This is a genomic window from Vibrio sp. 10N.286.48.F5 (assembly GCF_041469785.1).
GTDB lineage: Bacteria > Pseudomonadota > Gammaproteobacteria > Enterobacterales > Vibrionaceae > Vibrio > Vibrio crassostreae_C.
This window is the reverse complement of sequence record NZ_JBFRLG010000013.1, coordinates 50309-76232: the sequence shown is the minus strand read 5'-3', so window position 1 is coordinate 76232 and position 25924 is coordinate 50309. Positions and strand designations below refer to the sequence as shown.

The following is a 25924-nucleotide window of genomic DNA, read 5'->3' as shown; positions in this document are numbered from 1 at the left end:
GTTGATGCTTGACCCTTTTTGTTCCACTCTGTTTTAAGACTATTGAAATTTAAGGCTTTCAGGGAATGAAAAAGGTATTCATGGTGTTCGGCATTGTGTTGGCTATCGCCGTTGCAACTATCGCAGCGCTGCTATTAAGCCTGCAGACCCAATACCGTGCGGATGTTGCCAACTTTTTTATCAAACATACGATTGAACAACCTGTATTCATTGAAGATGTTGAGTATCAGGCGCCTTATCACATCACCTTAATGGGCATTACCCAAAGCCAACCAGAAAAGCAAACACCTCTGTATATCGACAAGATCGATCTTTGGTTCAGCCCCAGCTCGATGACAGAGGCCAAACTGGTCTTTGAATCTGTTTTGATCAGCGGCCTACAATTAAAGGCAGACGATCTAAAAATACTGACTTCTTTATTTACCCAACCAAACATCAAGCTCCACCAGCTGGCCATCAACAATCTCGACTTTTCGACGCCAGAGTTTAATGCGCGAGGCATCGACCTACAGATCTCCGCCCCAACGTGGAACAACGATAACTCGCTGCTACCTTATGGAAAAACCCAACTCTCTGCCTCACAACTGTATTGGCAAGGTGAGGCATTCGATAATCTGTTGATTGACCTAGACTTAAAACCTAGCGACAGCACCCTTTATGGTGCTTCGTTTGACTGGCGTGGCGCCAAGATTTCTGGGCAAGCTGAACAATATCAACAAGATTGGTCGTTGGTGAATGTGACCGTCGATGGCTTACGACTCAATCAGAAACAGACCCAAAACCTACTAAGCAAAGAGTGGGATGTTGCAGGCATTAAGATTAATCACATCAATAGCTTAGATATTCTGCGTAGCGACGTAGAGTGGCAAGATGGCCACCTCGCTGCCTTTGATGCCTCATTAGAAAATATCCAACTGCCTTTTGAACTTTGGAAACAACAGAAAGCCATTTTTTCTCTACAGGCAGAAGGAGTGACCATTGATGATGACATGTTCATCGAGCCAAGCCTAAAGCTCAACCTAGAAGCAAACCGGATTCTGATTGAGGATTTCTATACTCAATTGCTGCAGGGCACTGTTCAGCTCAATGGCGAAGTTACCCCTAGCAGCATTCAATTAGCGCAGCTCGACCTGCAAGGCATCAAGTGGATTACCGAAAACCAAGATAGCCCTCTACCGGCCGCTCGCCTATTACCTTGGCTCACACAGCTCCAGAACGTCGAGATTAACCGACTTAACATAGAACGCAGTCAACTTATCCAACTCGCACAACAACCTTACTGGCAGGTCTCAGGATTACATGTCGAGGGGCATCAAGTTCAACTACTGCAAGATAGAAAACTGGGTCTGTGGCAAGGGAAGCTGATGGCGAGCGCCAATGATGCCAGCTATCAAAATATTCTCAGCGCACAGCCTGTGGTTGAGATGAATAGCGAACAAGGGAAATGGACGCTGACACGTCTGTTTGCGCCACTCAGGAATGGCTACATTGAAGCCAATGCAACGCTCGATTTTAACCAAATCAGCAAGCCATGGAGCTTAGATATTTCTGTCGATGGGTTACCGATAGCACCCATGCTGCAGCGACTTGAATTACCACTCGATGCAACCGGCTATGGCGAGTTTGAACTTCAAGCCGCAGGTTTATATGGCGACTCACTGATGCTCGGTTACTCAACCACAGGGCAACTCACTGGCAGCGTTCGCCAGGGTGTGATGACCTTTAATGACAAGCTTTCTGAAACATCGACTGATAACGTGTTTGAAATTCCAGAGCTTAATGCGCATTTTGACCGTGGGCGCTTCACTCTCGAACCGATGCACATTATTGGTGCGTCAGCAGCAGAGCAAGGCGAACAAAGGGTTCAAACGCTCAATGGCGAGGCTTCTGGAGAACTCGACTTGCTTAAAGCCGAGCAACACACCCTCTCGATTACCCTATCGGACCCATGTCATCAAATCTCAGGAAAGCTCACCCAAGCTGAGTATTCGGAGATTAACGACTGCCAACAAAAAAACGCCACTCCTCAGGAGTAGCGCTTTCAGTCAATAATTCTATCTATCATCAAGCGAGCGTGAAGTTATTCACTCGCCTTGCTATCCGTCGATAGTATTTTCTTATAATCAGGGATCAGCATATAGGTTCCCGTAAACTCTACCGCTTCCACATCGCCGCTATGAATGGTCACGTGAATGATGATACGTGCCTTTCTTCCTGACGCAAGGCGGTCCAAGTCACCACTGATCCCATCCAATGAAGTAGAGGCAACAGGGTTTTGCTCAACCGGGTGACGATAACGAATATTACTGTCTGCCAGCACGATATCACCGGTCAGCCCGCGTTCTTTCATCAATAACCAAGTCATCCCCCAACCAGTTAAGGTCGCTAAGGTAAAGGCAGAGCCTGCAAACATGGTATTATGCGGGTTCAAGTTGGGATTCAGCTGAGCACTACACTCAAATTGGTAACCCGTGTATTGGTTGATCTTGATGCCCATCTTGTCACTGATCGGGATCTGATGTTCCCAGCGCTGCTGAAGCTCATTACACCACTCAGGCTTACGCAGAACGTCTGCCATTGGGTCAAGATGCTTAACCATCTGTTGGTGACGCACAGGGCCACGTTGATCGTTAATCTCACCGCGACGTTCAAATTCATTCTTCTCATAGAATGAGATCGCATCTTCACGTGCATTACACACCAAGCGCTTAGCACCCTCTTGGCGAGCCAATGACTCAAGTGCGACTAGAATCAACGAACCCATGCCTTTACTTTGGCGAGATTTCTTCACCGCCATATAGCGGATCTGACCTTCCAGATCTGGGGTGATATACAGACGACCAATCGCCATTGGGCGACCACGACCATCAACAATCATGCGATGGTGACTCATTGGGTCATATTCATCGCGCTCAGAACCTACCGGCATTCGCCAAGGTTCACGGAGCATCTGCCAACGAAAATGGTAATACTTGTTTAGCTGATTTTCGGTGGTTGGTGTTATGAGTTTAAACATGCTTATTCCTTTAAGCCTAAACCTGCAGCCAGAATGTCACTGGGCCATCATTAACCAAAGACACTTTCATGTCGGCTGCGAATCGGCCACGTTCCGTTGGTAACACTGATTCACACTGGTCAGAGAAATAGTTATAAAGACGCTCAGCATCTTCTGGGTGAGCACCACGAGAGAACCCTGCTCGAGTCCCTTTCTTGGTATCGGCCGGCAGAGTGAATTGAGACACCACTAATACCTTACCTTCTACTTGCTTCACGTTGAGGTTCATTTTATCGTCTTCGTCTCCAAAGACACGATAAGTGGTCACTCGTTCCATCAAACGTTTGGCTTTGGCTTCGTCGTCACCTTTTTCTACGCCTAACAAAACTAATAAGCCTTGTTCAATCTCACCAACTACTTCGCCATCAACACGGACGGCAGCTTCACTTACTCTCTGGATCAGTGCTATCACTGTTGTTTCCTTGCTCTGTGATTTTGTCTTTATCCGACGAGTGTACCATTTCTTTCGAGTCACTCCACTGTTCCTGCTCACCCAATGCAGCGGTCACCTCAGCACCCACCAGCACAATCAACCAGCACAAATAAACCCAGACAAAAAGAATTGGTATTGCCGCCAATGCGCCATAAATCAACTGGTAAGAAGGGAATTGAGTAATGTAGGCCGCGAAGCCTTTCTTACTGAGTTCGAACAACAGAGCCGCCACTAGAGAACCTGCAGCCGCATGAGAAAAGTGTATCTTTTTGTTGGGAACCAACAGGTACAGACCGAAAAACGCAAAGAAAGAGAGAATCAAAGGCAGTTTGCGAATTACGGTATTAAAGGCGCCAGATACGACTTCATTTTGTAGCAGACTGAGCGATGTCACATACGAAGTGGCAGCAATACTCGCCCCAACCAAGATCGGCCCAAGTGTTAGCACCATCCAGTACATTGAGAACGACAATACCGCACGTCGCTTCTCATTAACACGCCAGATGTAGTTTAGGTTCTTATCGATATTCGAGATCAACATCAGTGCCGCAATGAACAAGAACACACTACCGACCGCCGTCATCTTACCCGTGTTGGCAACAAACTCGAGCAAGGCACCGTGCACCGCATCTCCTGACGCTGGAACAAAGTTGATAATAACGAAGTTTTGAATCACGATACCAACATCAGCAAAGATGGAAAATGATGACAAGATAGAGAGCAGAACCGTCAACATCGGTACGATCGAGAGCAAAGTAATGTACGCCAAGTAGCCCGCATTCACGTTGACTCTATCGTGCGTCATTCGCGCCAAAAGATAGCGAGAAAACTGAATACTGAGTGTGGCGACCTTTTTTATCTTCAACTTGTAACTCCCTTGTAACTCGTTCATAGTCCTAATTAATATTCCGACATATTAATCACAGTAAGTAAATGTTCAAAAATAGCGCAGGAAAAAGGCTTGAGAACAAGGCAGATTTTTTGATAAGTAGTTATTCTACAATCAAAAATTCTAACGCCGTTATCGAGCATTTTAACAAGCTAGGTTGGGCAGTTATTTACTACGATTGATATTATTTAACTATAGGAAACTAGGATGCCTTATTTAATAGTTATAGTCCTCTCTATTTTTACTCTTACTGGATGCCAATCAGCTTATTACTCCGCAATGGAGCAAGTGGGCTATCACAAGCGTGACATTATGGTTGATAGAGTGGAAGACGCTAAAGAGTCACAGCAGGATGCTCAGGAAGAGTTTACCAGCGCACTTGAAGCCTTGAGTAGCCTGACTAATTTCAGTGGCGGCGACCTTGAAGACATGTACAACCAAATCAACGATAAATACCAAGACAGCGGAAAGCCGCGCAAAATGTCAGTGACCGCATTGCTGCGATTGAAGATGTGTCGGATGCGCTGTTTGAAGAGTGGCAGAGTGAGTTAGATCTCTACACCAGTGATTCACTGCGCCGCTCGAGCGAGCAAAAGCTTCGTGAAACTAAATTGTCTTACCAAACGATGCTGTCAGCAATGAAGCGCGCCGAGAAGAAAATGGACCCAGTGCTCAATACCCTTCGCGACAACACGCTTTACTTGAAGCACAACCTCAATGCGAGCGCTGTCGACTCGCTGCAAGGTGAGTTTATGAGCTTAGAAAAAGACATCGCCTACGCAATAGAACAGATGAATGCTGCGATCGCCGAATCGGATAAGTTCCTTGCTCAACTAAACCAGAAATAACGCCCGTAGGCACAAATAAAGATAAGCCCGTATGAACCCAATCATTATAACTGGCGGCCCTGGTGCCGGAAAAACCATACTGATAAATGCGTTGGCTGGTGCGAGTTACCCCACCTTCGCAGAGTCCTCTCGCCAGTTAATAGAACAGCAAAGTCAGCTTGAAAACGGTATCTTGCCTTGGCTAGACCTTCCCGGCTTTGCTGAGCTTTGTTTAGGTGTGATGAGCGAGCAAAAAGACCAAGCCAATCAACATCCGATTGCCTTTCTCGATCGCGCTATTCCAGACATTTGTGGCTATTTGGCTCAGGCGAAACTAGAGATAAACACAACCTACCGAGAAGCGAGCCAAGGTTATCACCCCCAAGTGTTGTTCTGTCGCCCTGAGGCTTCAATTTATGTACAAGATGATGTGAGACCTTATCCGTTTGAGGAAGCGCTAGAGATTCACCACGCTTTAGAAAGAGTCTACCAAGAACTTGGCTATGAGGTGGTTGAAGTGCCGTTTATGCCAGTCGAAGAACGGCTTCAATTCGTTGAGCGTTACTTAGGTATCAAAAGCTAGATCCCCAACTCGGTCGTTCCTCCCTCTTGAGGATGACGAAATCTCGTTTAACCGTATCTAAACAAACTAAAAAACAAAAGCCCCGAGCAGCTAGGCTACTCGGGGCTTTCTTACTTATTCTAAAACGTATTGCTTGTTAGCTAGAAGCTAGTCAGCTGGCAATTAAGCCTTAGCTGGACGTGCTGCACGCTTACGTTCGTTTTCCGTAAGAAGCTTCTTACGGATACGAATGCTTACTGGCGTTACTTCTACTAGTTCGTCTTCGTCGATGAACTCAAGAGCTTGCTCTAGAGTGTGACGGATAGGTGGCGAAAGAACCTGTGCTTCATCAGTACCAGATGCACGAACGTTCGTTAGCTGCTTACCTTTCAGACAGTTTACTGTTAGGTCGTTTGAACGGTTGTGAATACCGATGATTTGACCTTCGTATACTTCATCCGCGTGCTCAGCAAATAGACGACCACGTTCTTGTAGGTTGAATAGTGCGTAAGTCAGAGCTTTACCAGTTGCGTTCGAGATTAGAACACCGTTGTTACGTTGACCGATTACGCCGCCTTTGTGAGGACCGTAGTGATCAAATGAGTGGTAAAGAAGACCAGAACCAGACGTTAGAGTTAGGAACTCAGTTTGGAAACCGATAAGACCACGAGAAGGCATCATGAAGTCCATGCGAACACGGCCTTTGCCATCTGGAGACATATCAGTTAGCTCACCTTTACGTAGACCGATGTTTTCCATGATGCCACCTTGGTGCTCTTCAAGCACGTCGATAGTCACAGTTTCAAACGGTTCAGTTAGGTTGCCATCTTCGTCTTTCTTGATGATAACTTCTGGACGAGATACAGCTAGCTCGAAACCTTCACGACGCATGTTTTCGATCAGGATAGATAGGTGAAGTTCACCACGACCTGAAACACGGAAACGATCTGGGTTATCAGTTTCTTCAACACGTAGTGCAACGTTGTGTACTAGTTCTTTCTCTAGACGCTCAAGGATGTTACGTGAAGTAACGAACTTACCTTCTTTACCCGCGAACGGAGAAGTGTTTACTTGGAACGTCATTGTTACTGTTGGTTCATCAACAGAAAGCGGAGTCATTGCTTCAACATTGTTTACGTCACAGATAGTGTCTGAAATTTTCAGCTCACCAAGACCAGTGATTGCAATGATGTCGCCAGCGTTAGCTTGCTCAACTTCGTGACGGTCAAGACCTAGGTAACCAAGAACTGTACCTACTTTACCGTTACGTTTTTTGCCTTCTGCATTTACGATAGTTACTTGTTGGTTTGGTTTAACAGAACCACGAGTAACACGAGCAACACCGATAACACCTACGTAAGAGCTGTAATCAAGTTGCGAAATTTGCATTTGTAGTGGACCGTCAAGGTCAACTGCAGGCGCGTCTACTGTATCAACAACAGCTTGGAACAATGGTTCCATGTTCTCGCCAGTTTCGCCTTCAGTCATTGTTGCCCAACCGTTCAGAGCTGAAGCGTAAACAACTGTGAAGTCTAGTTGCTCATCAGTAGCACCTAGGTTGTCGAAAAGGTCGAATACTTGATCCATAACCCAATCAGGACGAGCGCCTGGGCGGTCAATCTTGTTGATTACAACGATTGGCTTAAGACCGTGTGCGAATGCTTTTTGCGTTACGAAACGAGTTTGAGGCATTGGGCCATCAACTGCGTCAACGATAAGCAGAACAGAGTCAACCATAGACATGATACGCTCAACTTCACCACCGAAGTCCGCGTGTCCCGGAGTATCTACGATGTTGATGCGGTAATCATTCCAGTTGATTGCTGTGTTCTTAGCAAGAATGGTAATGCCACGCTCTTTTTCGATGTCATTCGAATCCATGACACGCTCTTCAGCTTCACCACGAGACTCAAGAGTGCCTGACTGTTGTAGCAGTTTATCAACCAAAGTCGTTTTACCGTGGTCAACGTGCGCGATGATCGCGATATTTCTTAACTTATCAATCTGTGGAGTAGACATGGATTCTCGATTCACTCATAAAAGTAGCCGTCACTTATCTCAAAAGTTTGGATAATAACCGCTAGCTTGATTTAAAAAACGGTCAATAATATACCAGATTCTAGACAAAAACCCAGAAATATGTGATCTGAACCGGGGCTTTTTTCTTTATTAGCGATTCATATCCGCTTAACTTTGATTCAGTACAGTGTTGAACAGCCCAATTCGTAGGACTCTAAAAAAGTATCACCTGCGAGTGGCGAACCAAATCTCCCGCAAAATAACAAAAGTGGATTGACAACTTAGGCAATTCATTGCTGAATGGTGCTCGCTTATGTCTCATATTGGTGCACAGACAAACAATTGCACCAATAAGGTGCGCCCGGAGATCATTTTGGTGCAAAAACCAAATTAAGCAAAACCGAAAAACAAGTAAATCATTGAAATTAATGGAATAATTTTTTTGGCACGTTTTTGGCTATAGATAAATCAGCATCGATTAATGCACTTATAGACATTAATCAATGCTAGTTTCAACCGAATCGAGCTAATACCGAATTAATAACACTGGAGGTTATCCAAGATGTCAGTAGAAAATGTACTATCCCTGATCCAAGAGAACGAAGTTAAATTTATCGACTTACGTTTTACTGATACAAAAGGTAAAGAGCAGCATATCTCTATTCCTTCTCACCAAGTTGATGCAGACTTCTTCGAAGAAGGCAAAATGTTTGACGGCTCTTCAGTAGCTGGTTGGAAAGGCATTAACGAATCTGACATGGTAATGATGCCAGACGCAGCATCTGCTGTACTGGACCCATTCACAGAAGACGCAACACTAAACATCCGTTGTGACATCCTTGAGCCTGCAACAATGCAAGGCTACGACCGTGACCCACGCTCTATCGCTAAACGTTCTGAAGAGTACCTACGTTCTACAGGTATCGCAGACACAGTTCTAGTTGGTCCAGAGCCAGAATTCTTCCTATTTGATGACGTTAAGTTCTCAAACGACATGTCTGGTTCTTTCTTCAAGATCGATGACGTAGAAGCAGCTTGGAACACAGGTTCTGACTTCGAAGGCGGTAACAAAGGTCACCGTCCTGGCGTTAAAGGCGGTTACTTCCCAGTAGCTCCAGTAGATTCATCTCAAGACATCCGTTCAGCAATGTGTCTAGTAATGGAAGAGATGGGCCTAGTTGTTGAAGCTCACCACCATGAAGTAGCAACTGCGGGTCAAAACGAAATCGCTACTCGCTTCAACACGCTAACAGCGAAAGCTGATGAAACTCAAATCTACAAGTACGTTGTACACAACGTTGCTCACGCATTTGGTAAAACAGCGACATTCATGCCTAAGCCACTAGTTGGTGACAACGGTTCTGGTATGCACGTTCACCAATCTCTAGCAAAAGACGGCGTTAACCTGTTTGCTGGTGATAAGTACGGCGGCCTATCTGAAATGGCTCTTTACTACATCGGTGGTGTAATCAAGCACGCTCGTGCAATCAACGCGTTTGCTAACCCATCAACTAACTCGTACAAGCGTCTTGTACCTGGTTTCGAAGCACCTGTAATGCTTGCTTACTCAGCACGTAACCGTTCTGCTTCTATCCGTATCCCAGTAGTACCAAGCCCTAAAGCACGTCGTATCGAGCTACGTTTTGGTGACCCAGCAGCTAACCCATACCTATGCTACTCAGCAATGCTTATGGCTGGCCTTGACGGCATCAAGAACAAGATTCACCCAGGCGAAGCTATGGATAAAGATCTATACGACCTTCCTGCAGAAGAAGCAGCTGAAATCCCAACAGTTGCAGAATCTCTACAAGAAGCTCTAGCAGCGCTTAGCGAAGACCGTGAGTTCCTAACAGCTGGCGGCGTATTCTCTGACGATTTCATCGATTCTTACATCACTCTGAAATCTGACGACGTACAACGCGTGAACATGGCTACACACCCACTTGAGTTTGAACTGTACTACTCAGTTTAATCTCCTGTAGAGATAAGCCATTTCTTACTGCAACCTTGTAAGAATCGCTGACTAAATATTAGGCTCGCCTCGCAGGCGGGCCTTTTTTATATTCTCCCTCCCCCCGCTTCCTCGTACCATACCTTAGACAAAAGCCCTCAGAGGCTGTCGCGCTAAATACAATAAAACCAACGCCAAACGTGAAATCACCTAGCGGTGAAAAGAGGCTAAAGATATGAAAAACATACTGTTCCTAATCGGGTTAACAGTCGCGCTCTCGTGCTCTGCTCAAACAGTGTATACCTGGATAGATGAAGATGGCGTGCTCCACTTTAGTGATAACCCTAGCGCTCAAGATGCCGAGGCTCTTCGCCTGCCAGATGTGCAAGCTTCAGCACCCGCCCCTAAATTTGAGGCCTCAACTCCGGTTGACGCTGCTGCTTCCTCTACAACTAAAACGGCAACGCCAGCCAAAACTCAGGCAGAAACCGAAACCACAAAGCGCGAGGTTCCTACTCAATTAGCCCTCACCATGTTGACTCCAGTTCATGATCAAACCATTCGTAGTAATCGCGGCTTAATCCCGATTCAGATAGAACTCAACCGAAAGCTTGGTATAGGTGAGCAATTACAATTGATGCTCGATGGCCGTCGATATGGCGCCCCACAGACCCAACCTATTTGGGAATTAAAAGGTATCGATCGAGGTACTCACACCATTGCAATTCAAGCACATAGAAGCGGCAAGCTTATTGCATCTACTAGTCCAGTCACCGTGTATTTACATCGAGCGACGCTCAAGTAGGCCAATGTGTTAAAAGAGGCCAAATAACCTCTACTTTTCACCTAATCGAAGCAGCTTTCAGCGACTCTAATGAATTATCTTTAGCTTCTGGTTGATATGCGCCATACTTGAACTTAGCTACGCACCAATTTGGTGCAGTGAGAAAAACACCAGTTCAAGGACGAAATAGTGAATCGATCAGCCAAAAGCGACAGCATAGATACACACCATCTTTCCAGCGCCATTCTCGACAATATGGTGACTTCGACATTAATGCTCGATGAGCAATTGTATGTCCGATACGCAAATCCGGCGGCTGAGCAGCTCTTTTCACAGAGCGCACGACGCATCGTTGATCATCCACTGAGCCAACTTATCCAACACGCTTCACTTGATTTGGCGCTTCTGACGCAACCGCTACAAAGTGGCCAGAGCATTACCGACAGTGACGTTACCTTCGTTGTTGATAACCGCCCACTGATGCTTGAAGTCACGGTTAGCCCAATCTCTTGGCAACGAGAGACGCTGTTATTGGTTGAGATGCGCAAGATAGACCAGCAAAGACGCCTCAGCCAAGAGCTCAACCAACACGCACAACAACAAGCAGCTAAGCTGTTGGTGCGCGGGTTAGCACATGAGATTAAGAACCCACTCGGTGGCTTAAGAGGTGCGGCGCAGTTACTTGGAAAAATGCTTCCTGATCAGTCTCTTAATGAATATACACAGATCATTATTGAGCAAGCCGACCGCCTAAGAGCTTTAGTTGATCGCCTGCTTGGCCCTCAGAAACCGGGGACGAAGTCAGAAGAGAACCTACACCAGATACTTGAGAAAGTCAGACAGCTCGTGGAACTCGAGTCGGGTTCAACGCTCGCCATCGAACGAGATTACGACCCGAGCTTACCGGACATTCTGATGGACTCAGCACAAGTTGAACAAGCGATGCTCAATATCGTGAGTAACGCGGCACAGATTTTAAAGGCCCAAGAATCAGGGAAAATCACCATTCGCACCAGAACGGTGCATCAAGCCAATATTCATGGGCAGCGACACAAACTCGCAGCGCGCATTGAGATCAGCGATAACGGCCCCGGCATCCCCGATGATTTAAAAGATACGCTGTTTTACCCAATGGTCAGCGGACGAGAAGGTGGAACAGGGCTGGGGCTATCGATTTCTCAAAACCTGATCGATCAACACAATGGGAAAATTGATGTTGAAAGCTGGCCAGGCAACACCACATTCACGATTTATCTACCGATTTAGGTCATAAGAACCTCGCTATTGGACAGCGAGATGAAAGGCTTAGCTCGGTAACACAAAGATTAAGACATCATAAAAACAACAATGATTATCACAATAGATTTGGCTGCAAAGGAATTGAATTATGAGTAAGGGATACGTTTGGGTCGTCGATGACGACAGCTCTATCCGCTGGGTAGTAGAGAAAACACTTTCATCTGCGGATATTAAGTGTGAAACATTTGCTGATGCTGAGAGCGTGTTGCTTGCGCTTGAGCGCGAGACACCGGACGTATTGGTGTCTGACATTCGCATGCCCGGCATTGACGGGATTGAGCTATTGCATCAGGTTCATCAACGCTCTCCCGACCTGCCCGTGATCATTATGACCGCGCACTCAGACCTTGATGCGGCGGTGAATGCTTATCAAAAAGGCGCCTTTGAATATCTTCCAAAGCCGTTCGATATTGATGAAACACTGACTCTAGTCGAACGAGCGATCGCGCACAGCCAAGAGCAGAAACGCGAACAAGCCAGTGAGGTCGCTGAAGACACCAACGCGCCAGAAATCATCGGTGAAGCACCGGCAATGCAGGAGGTTTTCCGAGCGATTGGCCGTTTGTCTCGCTCATCCATATCCGTGCTGATCAATGGTGAATCGGGTACCGGTAAAGAATTGGTCGCTCACGCTCTGCATCGTCACAGCCCAAGAGCTAAGAAGCCCTTCATTGCCTTGAACATGGCAGCAATCCCCAAAGATCTGATCGAGTCTGAACTGTTTGGCCACGAAAAAGGTGCCTTTACCGGTGCTAACAGCGTTCGCCAAGGACGCTTTGAACAAGCCAACGGCGGCACCCTATTTCTGGATGAGATCGGTGACATGCCACTCGATATCCAAACTCGCTTGTTGCGTGTACTTTCTGATGGTCAGTTCTATCGTGTCGGCGGTCACTCTGCAGTTAAGGTAGATGTTCGTATCGTTGCCGCAACCCACCAAGATCTTGAGCGCTTGGTGCATGACGGTGGTTTCCGTGAAGACCTTTTCCATCGACTGAACGTTATCCGAATCCATATTCCGGCACTGCGCGAACGTAAACAGGACATTGAAAAGCTGACTCACCACTTCCTAGCATCCGCCGCTGAAGAGCTTGGTGTAGAAGTGAAGACACTGCACTCAGAGACCATCATGAAGCTCAATCAGCTAAATTGGCCGGGTAACGTACGTCAGCTTGAGAACATCTGTCGTTGGCTCACAGTCATGGCGAGCGGCAGTGAAATACTCCCTTCAGACTTGCCTCCAGAACTGTTGGAAGAAAAAGTGGTGACGACCTCAGGGACAGGAGACAACTGGCAACAACTGCTGGCTAATTGGGCAAAATGTGCGCTTGATTCAGGAGAAAAAGAGCTACTAACTTATGCGCTGCCAGAGTTTGAACGTATACTGCTAGAGGCTGCACTCAACCATACCAATGGTCATAAACAGGATGCAGCCAAGGTTTTAGGTTGGGGAAGAAACACCCTAACTCGTAAACTAAAAGAACTGTACTAGACCTTATATGACTCTCGATGCAGCTACTTTTTTAACCAAAAAAGGTCGCTTGGTTTGAATAGTGTCGGTACAATTAAAGTATGCCATCCACTAAAGTTGTAGCTAAAGATGTCTTTGAAAACACAAATTACCTTGAGAACTGCTGTGGTTCTGCCATTCGTGATGATTTTTCTGTTCACTATGAGCGTAATGGTTTTCACTCAAAAGCAAAGCTACAAAGAGATGGTGAGTGATGTTAGTGCACGCCAACTAACATCACTTACTGACCATGTTCATCAAAGCCTGTCCAACTTTTTAGAAAAGCCATTTCACGCGAACCTCTCGCTCAGCCATAACATCGGCTACCACCACCTTTACCAAGCGGGAAACCTTAGCAAGGTCCAAGACTACATTCTTTATACGTTTTCAGACCATTTCACTGCTATACCTCAACTCGATGTGATCGGCTTTGGTTCTGAAGATGGTAACTATGTCGGTTTTCGTAAAGAAGCTAACAACGGCTATACCTTGATGGTACAAGACGAGCGTACTAGCGATCAGCTGGTCATTTACCGTGGCAGCAAGATCAGCGAAGACATTCGATCTGTGATTTCAGGTTACGACCCGAGAGTCCGCCCTTGGTACACACCCGTTGCGACGCAAAAAAAGGCTGCATGGTCGCCAATTTATGCCAATGCAGATGAACGCCAAGAGATCACCTTATCTGCCCTCGCCCCTATCTATGATGACAACGAATTCAAAGCCGTCGTCGTTAGCGACATTAAGATCAATACCTTCAATGCATTTCTCAAAGAACTCAAAGATAAAACGGATGCCTCTGTTTATATCATTGATAAACAGCAACGCTTGGTCGCTCACTCGGGCGGAGGTAGCGTGGTCTCTTGGGGAACAGGGAAAACTAATAAGGGCCAACGCTTACTGGCATCAGAGAGTGCTAACCCGGTAATACGTGAAAGTGCGAGCTACGTAGACCAATTTCACCTAATCGATAATTTGGGCGTGCAGCGCTTTAGCTTTCGCCTAGACAACGAACGATACTTCAACCAGATCACCCCTTATGAAGATGAGCACGGCATCACTTGGTTTATTGGTATGTCGATCCCTGAAAGCAACCTACTCGGTGAATTACCTGAAAACCAAAGAAACAGTTGGTTGCTCGGGCTAGCGCTGAGTTGCATTGGTGTCATTGCTGGGTTAATTGCCTTTAATCGCGTAACCCAACCCATCACTTCAACAGCGGATGCGGCAAAGCGTCTTGCTAAAGGCGATTGGGACACGAGCATGCCAAAGACAGGGCATATCTATGAAACCAGCATGTTGGTGGCGTCATTCAATGAAATGGCCAACAACTTAAAGGCTTCCTTTCAAGCATTACAGTCTCAGCTTACCTATGACTCATTAACCAAGCTATACAGCCGCGAAGGCTTTATCGACGCTGCCAAGAAAAACCCTGCAAACGAAAAAGGCACACTTTATTTAGTGGGTATTGATCGCTTCCGAGACATCAATGACAGCCTTGGTCATTACAATGGTGACCAATTGCTTATCATTGCGGCCGCTCGTTTAAGAGGCACATTGCCATCCGAGTACCTATTAGCTCGCACTGGTGGTGATGAGTTTGCCATCTACGCGCCAAACGTAACGCAAAGCGATGATGTTCAGCTGCTGACTAACCGCTTACTTCAAACCTTCGCTTCCCCATTTTCAATGGAATCGGAAAGCGTGGTGATTAAGGTATCGATGGGGATAGTGAATGTCTCGAATCTTCACGACATTACACTCCTGCTACGCAGCAGCAGCATTGCATTGAGCAATGCGAAACAAGACAAAACCAGTGTCTGTATTTATAGCCTTGAAATGGGCAAAGCATCGAGACATCGCACCAAGATGTTAGCGCGGATGAACCGAGCGATTGAGCTTCAACAGTTCGAACCGTTTTATCAACCTATTATTGATCTGGAATCTGGCTCGACCATAGGAGCAGAAGCTTTAGCTCGCTGGATAACGGATGAAGGGGTGATCTCGCCACTCGAGTTCATTCCTCTCGCGGAAGAGAGCGGGCTCATTGACGATATCGGCAAGCAAATTCTACATAAGTCGTGTCGAGATACTGCCATCGCGATTGAATCAGGAAAGTGGAGCAAGGACTTCTCGATTCACGTCAACCTGTCGGTCGATCAACTGAGTGAAAGTGGCTTTGTGGAACAAGTAAAAGGCACGTTGCGAGACACAAATCTGCCAGCAAGCAACCTGACACTAGAGATCACCGAATCACGCATCGTCGACAACGACCCGACCATCATCGATAACATGCTGACTCTAAAAGCACTAGGGATATCAATTGCGATTGATGACTTTGGTACCGGCTATTCGTCACTGGCTTACTTACACAAACTGCCATTCGACTGCCTTAAGATCGACCGCAGCTTTGTCAGCAAACTTGATAAAGAGAACCTAGATAGCTCCATCGTCGCGGCCATCGTTAACATCACTAAGGGCTTCAAAGTAAGCTTGGTGGCAGAGGGCGTTGAAACACAGCAACAGGCTGAACTTCTCAAGCAGCTGCAGTGCCCGCTTGCTCAAGGCTTCTTATACAGTCGCCCAGTTCCGTTTGACCAATGGCCTACCGACCTCATCAACTCCAAGCAAAGTGCCAAGGTCAAACAAAATACCACTGAGAGTCTCACCTAAACCAGGCAGAAATCGAATGAGTCAGATACAAAAATGCCAGCATGATGCTGGCATTTTTTATTGTTCTATTCTCTATCGAGCGATTAGATAACGCGAGAGAATTGCTGTTGGCGAGCCTTGGCACGTAGGTATTTATCAAAACACATACAGATGTTACGGATCAGCAAACGGCCACGCAAAGTCACGCGGATTTCTTTATCATCGACTTCAACCAACTCATCGTTGATAAAAGTTTGTAGAAGCTCTAAATCTTCTTTGAAGTAGCGATTAAAGTTAACCGAGAACTCAGATTCGATCATTGTTTTATCAAGCTTGAAGTTACAAATCAGCTGCTTGATCACTTCACGACGTAGAAGGTCGTCACTGTCTAGAGCAACACCTTTCCAAAGTGCATGACGCAGGTCATTCACCTGAGCGTAGTACTTCTTCAGCTCTTTCTGATTTTGTGCGTAAGCATCACCAACCATAGAAATCGCAGAAACACCGAAACCAATTAAGTCAGCTTCACCTTGGGTGGTGTAGCCTTGGAAGTTACGATGCAGAATACCTTCACGCTGTGCTACGGCTAGCTCATCTTCAGGTAGTGCGAAGTGATCCATACCAATGAACTGGTAACCCGCTCCCGTTAGCGTCTCGATGGTATCTTGCAAGATAGCCATTTTCTCTTTCGCTTCAGGTAGATCTTCGTCTTTAATCTTACGCTGCGCCGCAAACAGCTGAGGCATGTGTGCGTAGTTAAATACCGATAAACGGCCCGGCTTCATTTCTAACACTTGCTTCAATGTTTCAGCGAACAAAGCTTGAGTCTGCTTTGGTAGGCCGTAGATCAAATCCAGATTAGTTGAACGGAAGCCTAGCTCTTTCGCTCGTTTAACCATCGCAATGATGAACTCTTCATCTTGCTCACGGTTAACCAGTTTCTGCACTTCTTTATTGAAGTCTTGCACGCCAATGCTCAGGCGGTTGAAGCCTTCGTTACGCAGGTGGTCAAGTACGTCTAGCTCAATCTCACGCGGGTCAACTTCAATACTGATTTCAGCGTCAGCGGTGAAGTTAAACTCTTCACGCAAAATACTCATCAAACGAGTGATTTGTGTTTTGGTCAAGAACGTTGGCGTACCACCACCGAAGTGCAATTGCGTCACTTCACGGCCATTCAATAAAGAGGCGCGTTGGCGGATTTCATGTTCAATCACATCAAGGTACTCATCCGCTTTATGCGAGTGACGAGTAATGACTTTATTACAACCACAGTAGTAACAAAGCTTGTGGCAGAACGGGATATGCACGTAAAGAGAGAGTGGACGCTCAGGATATTGAGTACACGCCATGTCGTAATCAGCGACGGTAAACGCTTCATGAAACTCCAACGCAGTTGGGTATGAGGTGTAACGAGGTCCCGAATAGTTGTACTTGTTTAAGATCTCTTGATCCCAAACGATTTGCTGATTCGTTGTTACTGGCTTGCTCGACATAGCGGTATTTCCAATTTAGATCCGCGAGAACCTAAGGTCTCTCAAATCATTTTACATACATTAAAATATAGACGGGTTATTTTGCCACACGACCTGTAAGGTCGTTCCAAGACAAAATCAATTTTTTAGACAAAAACTCAGAACTGCTAGCTTGATCACTAACAAAGCGTCGGGATTAACGAAACGCAAAAGGTAAGAAGGCTCATTTAACACTATCTATAAAGATAAGGTGTCTCAAGAACACCCTGTATTAAACAAGCCTCTATTTTAAATAGTCTTAGCGACTAGATCATCTGAATGTTGATTTGGTTGTTGAGAGGTTTAACCTTCTCTTGCAACCTTTTCAGATCTTCAATGACCGCATCATTCAAGCGAGTCTCTGCCTTATGGCGCGTGAGATTCTGCTGCATGCGCTCTTTCTTCGTCAGTTCCTGTCTTGCCTCTCCGCGAGCCATATCTTTTACGATATGGTACAGCTCAGAAAGAGCAGGATACTCAGAATCAAAATCGACACGCTCATCACCCTGAACATTATCCATAATGATACACACTCGGATACTGATCTCAGGTAAGTCACATTGCCCTTGAATGCCCGCTAAGCACAAAGTATTTACGTTTTCGTAAATCGTCGCGTTGCGTTTTTCAATGGCTAGTGCTTGATGCTGCTTTTGCAACTCCGTCTGCTTCTTCACTTGAAGTAGAAGGTAACCTGCGTAAGAGCCCAAGCCGAGAATGATAATTCCACCAGCAATTGCTAATAAGGTTACGTTCACTGGCTATTAACCTTTAAAGCTGTCTAAATCGAAATCTTCGAATTGAGATAGCAAGTCTTCGTCAGAGCTCGCTTTCTTCTTAGAGGCAACCGGTGCTTCTTCGAAGATCTCTTCTTCATCGTCTTCTGGCTCTAGTAGACCTAAGCGTCCCATTAGGTGTTCGATACGATCAAGTTTCTCATCAACAAACTTCTGTAGACCAGCACCTAGGTTTTCACCATTTTCGATACGATCTAGGAGTGTGTTCAGTTGAGCGTCATTCTCAAGCATCTCTAACTCTTGTTCGTTAGATAGCTTGCGCTCTTGTTTAGTCGGCTTCTTCGCTGGTTCAACGATCAGCGGAATTTTTTTCTTGCTGCCTAAACGTGGATCACGAGCTTGTGCAGCTTTACGCTGTTTTGCTTCGCTACCATCTGAGTGACGGCTGCCAGACTTAAGGCCTTTACGCTTTTTAACACGCTTACGTTCACGACCTTCAACATCAGATTCACTACGGTTACGAGTAACCATAGGCTCCGGAGCGCCAAGTGCTCCCGGCTTTCTTGATTTCTTACTACGACCCATTACTGCACTTTCCTCAGTAAAATTACATCATTTCCAAAAAATTCTAGTTCGAGCTTATCCCGCTCTGCCAAAAACTGGAATGTTTGACGACTAAAGAAGACGACATGTGTCGGGTCATTCTTGTAGTGCCAACCAGCAAACGCGTCTACGTCTATTACTAGTTTAGTCATAAGACCAATCCAGCCCTTGGGTTTAACTAAATTCAACCATTGCTGCCACACTTTGTCTGGGTGGTAAAGATGCTCTATCACCTCCGTGGCAGTCATAAAGTCATACGTTTTTTCCAACACAGAGGGTTCTGGGTGGTAATAGATATCGTACAACTCCATGGTGTGTCCGGCTTCTTCTAACATAATAGATAGCGTAGGGCCTGGGCCACAACCAAAATCCAACCCGTGTGAGTTAGATGAAATTTTGTCTGTTAGTGGATCCGCGATGCGAGATAAAAAGCGGCGATAGCCTGCATCACTAGGATCGTTCTCATGGAGATCATAGTGTGCTTTTTCTTCTTTTGCTTCTAACCTTTGTTCAGGTTTAACAAATACCAGTTCACATTGCTGACACTGCAGATAGGCTCTGCGTTTGTCTTCAAAATAGTGATTCACGCCTTGGTGATGGCATAAGGGACAAGTATACATAGCACATCCTTAAACAGGGATGCGAAACATACCAGAAACTGAGTTTATAGTGGAGAGGTATTGGGTGTTTTTTCATCAAATCAATAAAAAAAGCGATAGGAAAACCTATCGCTCTCTAAATCTGCCTATATCGGCCAAAATTTGCATACTCAACTTGGTACACAAATCTCCATTTGTTATTGGTGCTTTCCATGCCAAATTTGTTTGTTGTTCATCGTCCTGATGAGTTTTGGCTATCCTTTTCTAACACCTTGTTGCTGGGCTGTCCTAGCCTGATCCATTTCTGTCTATACCGTTAGACTAGATGATCATCCATATCTAAGTCAGCTCCTAGCTGATGGCGGTTACTTTACCGTGTTACAAAAAGACTACAAGAGTGCGACTTCACACTTTTGTACACAAATCGATCACACATTGATAAATCAGACATAAACACAAAACGCATTAATAAAACCAATACAAAAGAAAACGCCCCGACCATTACTGATCGGGGCGTCTCTTCAATCTCGCTCGAACGTACATTCCTTTACTCTGGCTAAGAGCAAGAAACCGACAAATTAGTGTAAACCACCAACGTACTTCGATAAGGTATCAATATCAGCGTCTGTTAACTTTTTAGCTACATCACGCATCATCGCATTCATGTCGTTATTACGGTCACCATCGCGGAATTTTTCAAGTTGAGCCTTGATGTAATCTGCGTGCTGACCTGAAATCTTAGGGAAACCAGAAAGTTCGGTACCATTACCACGAGGGCCATGACAAGCAATACACGCCGTTACGCCGCGTTCTGCGTTACCCGCTGTGTAAAGAACCTTACCTTCATCTACTACATTTTCAGGAGTAGAGTTACTAGAGATAGGTAGAGAGGCGTAGTATGCCGCTAGGTCAGCCATATCTTCTTCAGATAAAGGCATCGCCATTGCACCCATTACAGGTTCGTAACGACCTTGCTTACCACCACTTGTCATACCTAGCTTAAGCTCTTTTAACTGCTTCTCTAGATACTTCTCATGTTGACCAGCCAGCTTAGGGTACTGAGTGATCAGGCTGTTGCCGTCAGCACCGTGGCAGGCAACACATGTTTGTGATTTGGCTTTACCAGCTTCAATACTACCTTGAGCCCATACTGAGCAGCTGGCTAAAAGACTCAAAATTAGCGCTAATTTCTTCATGACATTCCATTATAATTATCAAGCTTCCAGTACCACTCTATGTTGCCACTCATGGTACAATAGGCGACCTTATGCCGAGCACGGTTATTTTACACAAATTCACAAAAAAGTAATCAATCGACTACACAAAGTCGAGATGGAGTTAACAGTGAGCGTAAAAATTCATTATCAAAACACGCATTTCATTACCAGTGCACCTGATATTCGTCATTTACCAGAAGACGAAGGGATCGAAATTGCGTTTGCAGGACGCTCCAATGCTGGTAAATCTAGCGCGCTAAATCGCGTTACAAACCAAAAAAGCTTGGCGAAAACCAGTAAAACACCCGGTCGAACTCAGCTAATCAACCTATTTAAGGTAACGGACGGTTGTCATATCGTCGATTTACCTGGATATGGCTTTGCTCAAGTACCACTTGAGATGAAGAAAAAATGGCAGAAGTCGCTAGGTGAATACCTACAACGACGTGAAAGCCTGAAAGGTTTAGTGGTATTGATGGATATCCGTCACCCAATGAAAGACCTTGACCAACAAATGATCTACTGGGCTATCGATAGCCGCATCCCAGTACAGGTTTTGTTAACAAAAGCAGACAAACTGAAAAGTGGTGCGCGTAAAGCACAGCTACTGAAAATCCGTAACGATGCAAAATCTTTCGGTGGTGATGTTGCGGTTGATGTCTTCTCTTCAATGAAGGGCATCGGCGTTGACCAACTGCGTGCCAAGATGGATGAGTGGTTTGCGCCTGCGCTTGCTGATCAAATCATTGATGAGTTAGCAGACGAAGAGCACAACGACTCAGAGTAGTTCCTCTACTTATCGCTATAGGTTAGAGCACTTACAACACGTGATTTAGCCTTATCAATGCCCCTCCTTATATAGGTGGGGTATTTTTTTGCCCAAAAATGAGTGAGTTAAGCATAAGTTTTTAGTGTTAAAAATCGGATTTAGCCACTAAAACCAATAGAAGTGAACCATACTAAAAGACACATCTAAATAATCAGAACAATGAGAAAGGAATACTCATGTGGAAAACACCATTGGCCATCATTGCACTTATGTTGGTCTCACTGACAGGGTTTGCCTCTGAAGCAGAACAAGAACAAGAACAAGCCCCACTGATCAATGTCGATATGACCTTAGACCTCGATGGCATGGAAAAGTACGCCCAAGACGCGAGTGAGTCTCTTGAGGTGATATCGCAATCTTTGCAGGCGATAGTCAACAACCCCAACCTAAGCGACGACCAGCAACAAGCCCTCAATCAAACCGTTGAAAGTATCAATAAGCTTGCGAGCTCCACCAAGACATCACTCAATCAACTGCCACAAGCCTTAGACCAATCTCGACTCGCCTTTAAACAAACCAGTCAAATGCTGTTGGATGACATTCAGACCAAGATCATCATTGCGCTGGCGGCCGTTATCGCCGTCATTATTATCGCTTTGACCGCTATCTATCTGCTTATCCTGAAACCAATGCAGCAAACCTTGGTAAAAGCGACCAACAATATCTCTTCAATGGCGCAATCCATCCAGATCACCGCCGAAGCTCTGAAATATAGCACCGAGAAACAACAGAAAATCATGGATTACATTGAGCATTCACCGACTCAATACACTGATAAATAAGGCGTGATCCATCAATCCTTTATCGATAACTTGTAAAATAAAAGTTATTTCAAGTGATAAAACAATCGACTTAGAGACGGATTTAAATTACCAAAAGCTGATCGAATTTCAGATCTAAGGCAAATCAGGGGTTTATCACTGTGCTTGAGAAAGTGTAATAAAAGGCACTAAAAATGAGAGGTTTTACGGGGGAATGATAGGTTGGAAATATTTTTCTTTCGCACAAGAAAAAACGCCCCAGTCAAATACTGACTGGGGCGGCTGAATCAGCCTAATCCAATAACGTGAAACAAAAGGTCTGAAAGATAGAACATCTTACCTCTGTACCCTACGAGATTTAATGTACAACAATTGCTCAGAAATGAAAACAACTTTTGTAGTTTTTTTTCATGAATGTTTTATTAAAACACCTAAATTCTTATTACGACTTAACTTTATTTGAGACAAAAAAAAGCCAGTGTTTGTGCACTGGCTCATACTAATTTGCTTATTAAGGTCAAAAACTGATTAGTGGGCTTGATCCCAGTTGTCACCGTGGCCAGCTTCCGCGACAAGCGGCACTTCTAGCTCTGCAGCGGATTCCATCAATTCTTGTACTTTACTTTCAATTTCGGCTAAAGATGACTCTTCCACTTCAAACACCAATTCATCGTGTACCTGCATAAGCAGTTTTACACGACCATCGCCTTCCGCTTGAATCCACTCATCCACCAACAACATCGCTTTCTTAATGATGTCCGCTGCTGTACCTTGCATTGGCGCGTTGATCGCCGCACGCTCAGCAGCTTTACGACGCATGCCATTACGAGATTGAATTTCAGGAAGGTGCAAACGACGACCGTAAATGGTTTCAACGAAGCCCTGCTCTGAAGCAGCACTGCGCGTGTCTTCCATGTACTGCATCACACCAGGGTAGCGCTCGAAGTAAGTATCCATGTAGTGCTGTGCTTCGCCACGAGGAATACCTAGCTGCTTAGCCAAACCAAAGGCACTCATACCGTAGATAAGACCGAAGTTAACGGCCTTAGCACGACGACGTTGTTCCGTCGTTACATCCTCAATATTAACGCCGATGATCTCAGCCGCAGTTGCTGCGTGGATATCTTTACCTTGTTGGAATGCTTCCAGAAGCGCTTTGTCACCCGATAAGTGCGCCATGATACGCAATTCAATTTGAGAGTAATCGACCGCTAGAATCTTCCAACCATGCTGTGCAACGAATGCTTGGCGGATACGACGGCCTTCTTCATTACGAATTGGGATGTTCTGTAGGTTTGGATCAGTAGAAGACAAACGACCCGTCGCCGTTACCGCTTGGTGGTAAGACGTATGAACACGACCCGTTTCAGCGTTGATCATCTTCGGTAGTTTATCTGTGTAGGTCGACTTTAGTTTCGCAAGGCCACGATACTCAATGATCAGCTTAGGTAGCGGGTAATCAAGAGCCAACTCTTGCAGCACTTCTTCGTTGGTTGAAGGTGCACCTGATGGCGTTTTCTTGATAACAGGCAGACCCATTTTCTCAAACAGGATCGCTTGCAGCTGTTTTGGCGAGTTCATGTTGAACTCTTGCTCTGCAATCTCGTAGGCTTTCTGTTCTAGCTCATCCAGACGAACCGCAATCTCTTGCGATTGAGCGCCCAGCAACATGTCATCGATGAATACGCCGGTACGTTCAATGCGAGACATTACAGGGATCAGTGGTACTTCGATTTCTTCATAGATGGCTTTTAGCTTTTCATCTTGTTCAATGTTTTCCATCAAACGGTTATGAAGACGCAGTGTTACGTCAGCATCTTCAGCCGCATATGGAGACGCTTCACCCAACTCAATCTGGTTGAACGTCAGTTGTTTCTTACCTTTGCCCGCAATCTGCTCAAACGAGATGCAGCTGTGTTGTAAGAATCGTAGCGCTAAGCTGTCCATGTCATGTTTACCGCCAACGCTATTAAAAACATAAGACGCTAGCATGGTGTCGTGCTTGATGCCTTTCATCTCGATACCGTAGCGCGCTAAAACGCTCATATCGTACTTCAGGTTTTGACCGACTTTAGCCTGTGCGTCATCTTCAAGAATCGGCTTAAGCTGTTCAAGTACCCAATCACGGTCGAGTTGTTGAGGTGCATCTAGGTAATCATGGGCAACCGGTACGTAAGCGGCAACGCCTTCTTCGGTTGCGAATGATAGACCAACAAGGTTAGCCACCATGTAGTCCAAGCTATCTGTTTCAGTATCAAAGGCAAACACCTCTGACGCTTTCAGTTTCTCTAGCCACGCATTAAAAGAGGCTTCATCTAAGATGGTTTCGTAGTTGCTGCGATCAATCGTCACTGCAGAGGTGTTCATTTCTACGGTAGAAGTGGTTGATGCCGTGCTGCTGCGCACTGCACCCGACTTCTCATCCGCCTCAACCACACCGCTGCCGCCTTCAAGTAGCTCGTTCAACCAAGATTTGAAGACCAGTTGACCGTATAGCTTAATCAGCTCATCCGTATTTGGTTGTGCTTTTACAAGCGACTCAGGTGTCTCTTCTAACTCGACGTCCAGTTTGATCGTTGCAAGCTCGTAAGACATCTCAGCGTTGTCTTTATTATCAATCAGCTTCTTAGCCATGGTTTTTGAACCACGGAAGCCAAGAGCGGCAATATCATCCAGGTTTTGATACAGCTTTTCGATGCTACCAATGCCTTGTAGTAGAGCAGTTGCTGTTTTGTCACCAACACCTGGAACGCCAGGAATGTTATCCACTTTATCGCCCATCAGTGCAAGGTAGTCGATAATCAGCTCAGGTGGGATGCCAAACTTCTCTATCACGCCTTCGCGATCCATAACCACGTTGGTCATGGTGTTGATCAAAGTAACGTTGTCATCAACCAGCTGCGCCATATCTTTATCGCCAGTACTGATCAAAACCGGCATGCCCGCTTTAGATGCTTGAGAAGCTAGCGTACCAATCACATCATCCGCTTCAACGCCTGGGATCGAGATAAGTGGTAGACCCATTGCGCGAATCACGTTGTGCAAAGGTTCGATCTGACAACGTAGATCATCCGGCATAGGTGGACGATTAGCCTTGTACTCTGGGTACATGTCATCACGGAACGTCTTTCCTTTTGCATCAAAAATAACCGCAATACGATCAGAAGCAAATTGACGCATCATGCTGCGCAGCATGTTAACTACACCGTAAACCGCGTTAGTCGGGATATCACCATTGCTCATGGTGCCAGGGTAAGCATGAAACGCGCGATATAGGTAAGAAGAGCCATCGATCAGAATCAATGGATTATCAGGAATACGAGCCATAATGTTTGTGTATCCAGTAAGTACAGAAATTATCTGTTAAGAATGCCACGTCTGTTGGTTGGATTCCACGTTGTCGATCTGTATCCGTTCACTCGGTTGTGTTCGTTATAATCGATTTGTTGTTATTTTTTGTTCTTAGACGCAAGCGTTCTGTGGATAACTCTGTTTATATTATTTATCCACCCTGTTGAGAACTACGGTGAACAACTCAAAAAACACCAATAAACAACTGAAAATAAAGAATAATTTTACAGATCGAACAGATGATCAACGATCTTTTCTCGATCTTGCGTTGTGGAAAAGAATGCTGATGGCGTTTTATTCATAAAAATACGTGCCACTAAATATGCATCTTGTTG

General features: G+C 45.5%; 19 protein-coding genes and 1 pseudogene. 10 read left to right on the top strand and 10 right to left on the bottom strand.

The genetic code is table 11. The features are described 5' to 3' along the window. Positions 1–65: 65 nt before the first annotated feature. Positions 66–2036, top strand: coding sequence for an AsmA family protein (locus AB4185_RS09785; RefSeq protein ID WP_372135391.1), 1971 nt, complete (start codon positions 66–68; stop codon positions 2034–2036). Between the two features lie 44 nt (positions 2037–2080). Here the strand turns inward: AB4185_RS09785 and AB4185_RS09780 are convergent, their stop codons facing one another. Genes AB4185_RS09780 through AB4185_RS09770 form a run of 3 tightly spaced genes read right to left on the bottom strand, consistent with a single transcriptional unit; the run spans position 2081 to position 4380 of the window. Further along, a complete protein-coding gene (locus AB4185_RS09780) occupies positions 2081–3016 on the bottom strand; it encodes a bifunctional GNAT family N-acetyltransferase/hotdog fold thioesterase (protein WP_102332597.1) in 936 nt (311 codons plus the stop codon). A gap of 16 nt (positions 3017–3032) precedes the next feature. Next, a complete protein-coding gene (gene dtd, locus AB4185_RS09775) occupies positions 3033–3467 on the bottom strand; it encodes a D-aminoacyl-tRNA deacylase (protein WP_004735590.1) in 435 nt (144 codons plus the stop codon). Next, on the bottom strand, positions 3439–4380 hold the full coding sequence (locus AB4185_RS09770) for a virulence factor BrkB family protein (protein WP_032546762.1): 942 nt from the start codon (positions 4378–4380) through the stop codon (positions 3439–3441). The genes dtd and AB4185_RS09770 overlap by 29 nt, the downstream gene beginning before the upstream one ends. 204 nt (positions 4381–4584) lie before the next feature. Here AB4185_RS09770 and AB4185_RS09765 point away from each other — a divergent pair. Continuing rightward, positions 4585–5225, top strand: a pseudogene (locus AB4185_RS09765) (DUF2959 domain-containing protein). A gap of 31 nt (positions 5226–5256) precedes the next feature. After that, positions 5257–5787 (top strand): AAA family ATPase, encoded by a 531-nt coding sequence (locus AB4185_RS09760; RefSeq protein WP_372135390.1) that lies wholly within the window; start codon positions 5257–5259, stop codon positions 5785–5787. Positions 5788–5949: 162 nt separating this feature from the next. Here the strand turns inward: AB4185_RS09760 and typA are convergent, their stop codons facing one another. Further along, entirely contained in the window at positions 5950–7785 is a 1836-nt protein-coding gene (gene typA, locus AB4185_RS09755) for a translational GTPase TypA (RefSeq protein ID WP_017059220.1), read from the bottom strand. A 562-nt stretch (positions 7786–8347) separates the two neighbouring features. Here typA and glnA point away from each other — a divergent pair. From glnA to AB4185_RS09730, 5 genes are all read left to right on the top strand, one after another. Further along, positions 8348–9757 (top strand): glutamate--ammonia ligase, encoded by a 1410-nt coding sequence (gene glnA / locus AB4185_RS09750; RefSeq protein WP_017059221.1) that lies wholly within the window; start codon positions 8348–8350, stop codon positions 9755–9757. A gap of 214 nt (positions 9758–9971) precedes the next feature. Then, positions 9972–10541 (top strand): DUF4124 domain-containing protein, encoded by a 570-nt coding sequence (locus tag AB4185_RS09745; protein WP_017059222.1) that lies wholly within the window; start codon positions 9972–9974, stop codon positions 10539–10541. 168 nt (positions 10542–10709) lie between these two features. Beyond that, a complete protein-coding gene (glnL, locus tag AB4185_RS09740; RefSeq protein WP_017079339.1) occupies positions 10710–11786 on the top strand; it encodes a nitrogen regulation protein NR(II) in 1077 nt (358 codons plus the stop codon). Positions 11787–11907: 121 nt separating this feature from the next. Next, positions 11908–13311, top strand: a complete 1404-nt coding sequence (gene glnG / locus AB4185_RS09735) for a nitrogen regulation protein NR(I) (protein ID WP_004735581.1) — start codon at positions 11908–11910, stop codon at positions 13309–13311. A 108-nt stretch (positions 13312–13419) separates the two neighbouring features. Then, positions 13420–16002, top strand: a complete 2583-nt coding sequence (locus AB4185_RS09730) for an EAL domain-containing protein (RefSeq protein ID WP_372105863.1) — start codon at positions 13420–13422, stop codon at positions 16000–16002. 83 nt (positions 16003–16085) lie between these two features. Here the strand turns inward: AB4185_RS09730 and hemN are convergent, their stop codons facing one another. The 5 genes from hemN to AB4185_RS09705 all read right to left on the bottom strand — a co-directional run bounded on the left by hemN (position 16086) and on the right by AB4185_RS09705 (position 20627). Further along, positions 16086–17477, bottom strand: coding sequence for an oxygen-independent coproporphyrinogen III oxidase (hemN, locus tag AB4185_RS09725; RefSeq protein WP_017065810.1), 1392 nt, complete (start codon positions 17475–17477; stop codon positions 16086–16088). Between the two features lie 284 nt (positions 17478–17761). After that, entirely contained in the window at positions 17762–18250 is a 489-nt protein-coding gene (locus AB4185_RS09720) for a DUF2489 domain-containing protein (RefSeq protein WP_017060164.1), read from the bottom strand. 6 nt (positions 18251–18256) lie between these two features. After that, positions 18257–18814, bottom strand: a complete 558-nt coding sequence (gene yihI / locus AB4185_RS09715) for a Der GTPase-activating protein YihI (RefSeq protein ID WP_017060163.1) — start codon at positions 18812–18814, stop codon at positions 18257–18259. Continuing rightward, complete coding sequence (locus AB4185_RS09710; RefSeq protein ID WP_010433503.1) at positions 18814–19452, bottom strand: class I SAM-dependent methyltransferase; 639 nt, start codon at positions 19450–19452, stop codon at positions 18814–18816. Before AB4185_RS09710 ends, yihI begins: the two co-directional genes overlap by 1 nt. 557 nt (positions 19453–20009) lie before the next feature. After that, positions 20010–20627 (bottom strand): cytochrome c, encoded by a 618-nt coding sequence (locus tag AB4185_RS09705; protein ID WP_012602993.1) that lies wholly within the window; start codon positions 20625–20627, stop codon positions 20010–20012. A 148-nt stretch (positions 20628–20775) separates the two neighbouring features. Between AB4185_RS09705 and yihA the strand changes: the two genes are divergently transcribed. Continuing rightward, the gene (yihA, locus tag AB4185_RS09700; protein ID WP_017060162.1) at positions 20776–21435 is read left to right on the top strand and encodes a ribosome biogenesis GTP-binding protein YihA/YsxC; all 660 of its coding nucleotides are present in this window, start codon (positions 20776–20778) and stop codon (positions 21433–21435) included. A gap of 218 nt (positions 21436–21653) precedes the next feature. Continuing rightward, positions 21654–22259 carry a GTP-binding protein gene (locus AB4185_RS09695; protein ID WP_102428481.1) on the top strand — a complete coding sequence of 202 codons (606 nt, stop codon included), beginning with the start codon at positions 21654–21656 and terminating at the stop codon, positions 22257–22259. A 507-nt stretch (positions 22260–22766) separates the two neighbouring features. Here AB4185_RS09695 and polA read toward each other — a convergent pair. After that, the gene (gene polA, locus AB4185_RS09690) at positions 22767–25565 is read right to left on the bottom strand and encodes a DNA polymerase I (protein WP_372135389.1); all 2799 of its coding nucleotides are present in this window, start codon (positions 25563–25565) and stop codon (positions 22767–22769) included. Between the last annotated feature and the right edge of the window lie 359 nt (positions 25566–25924).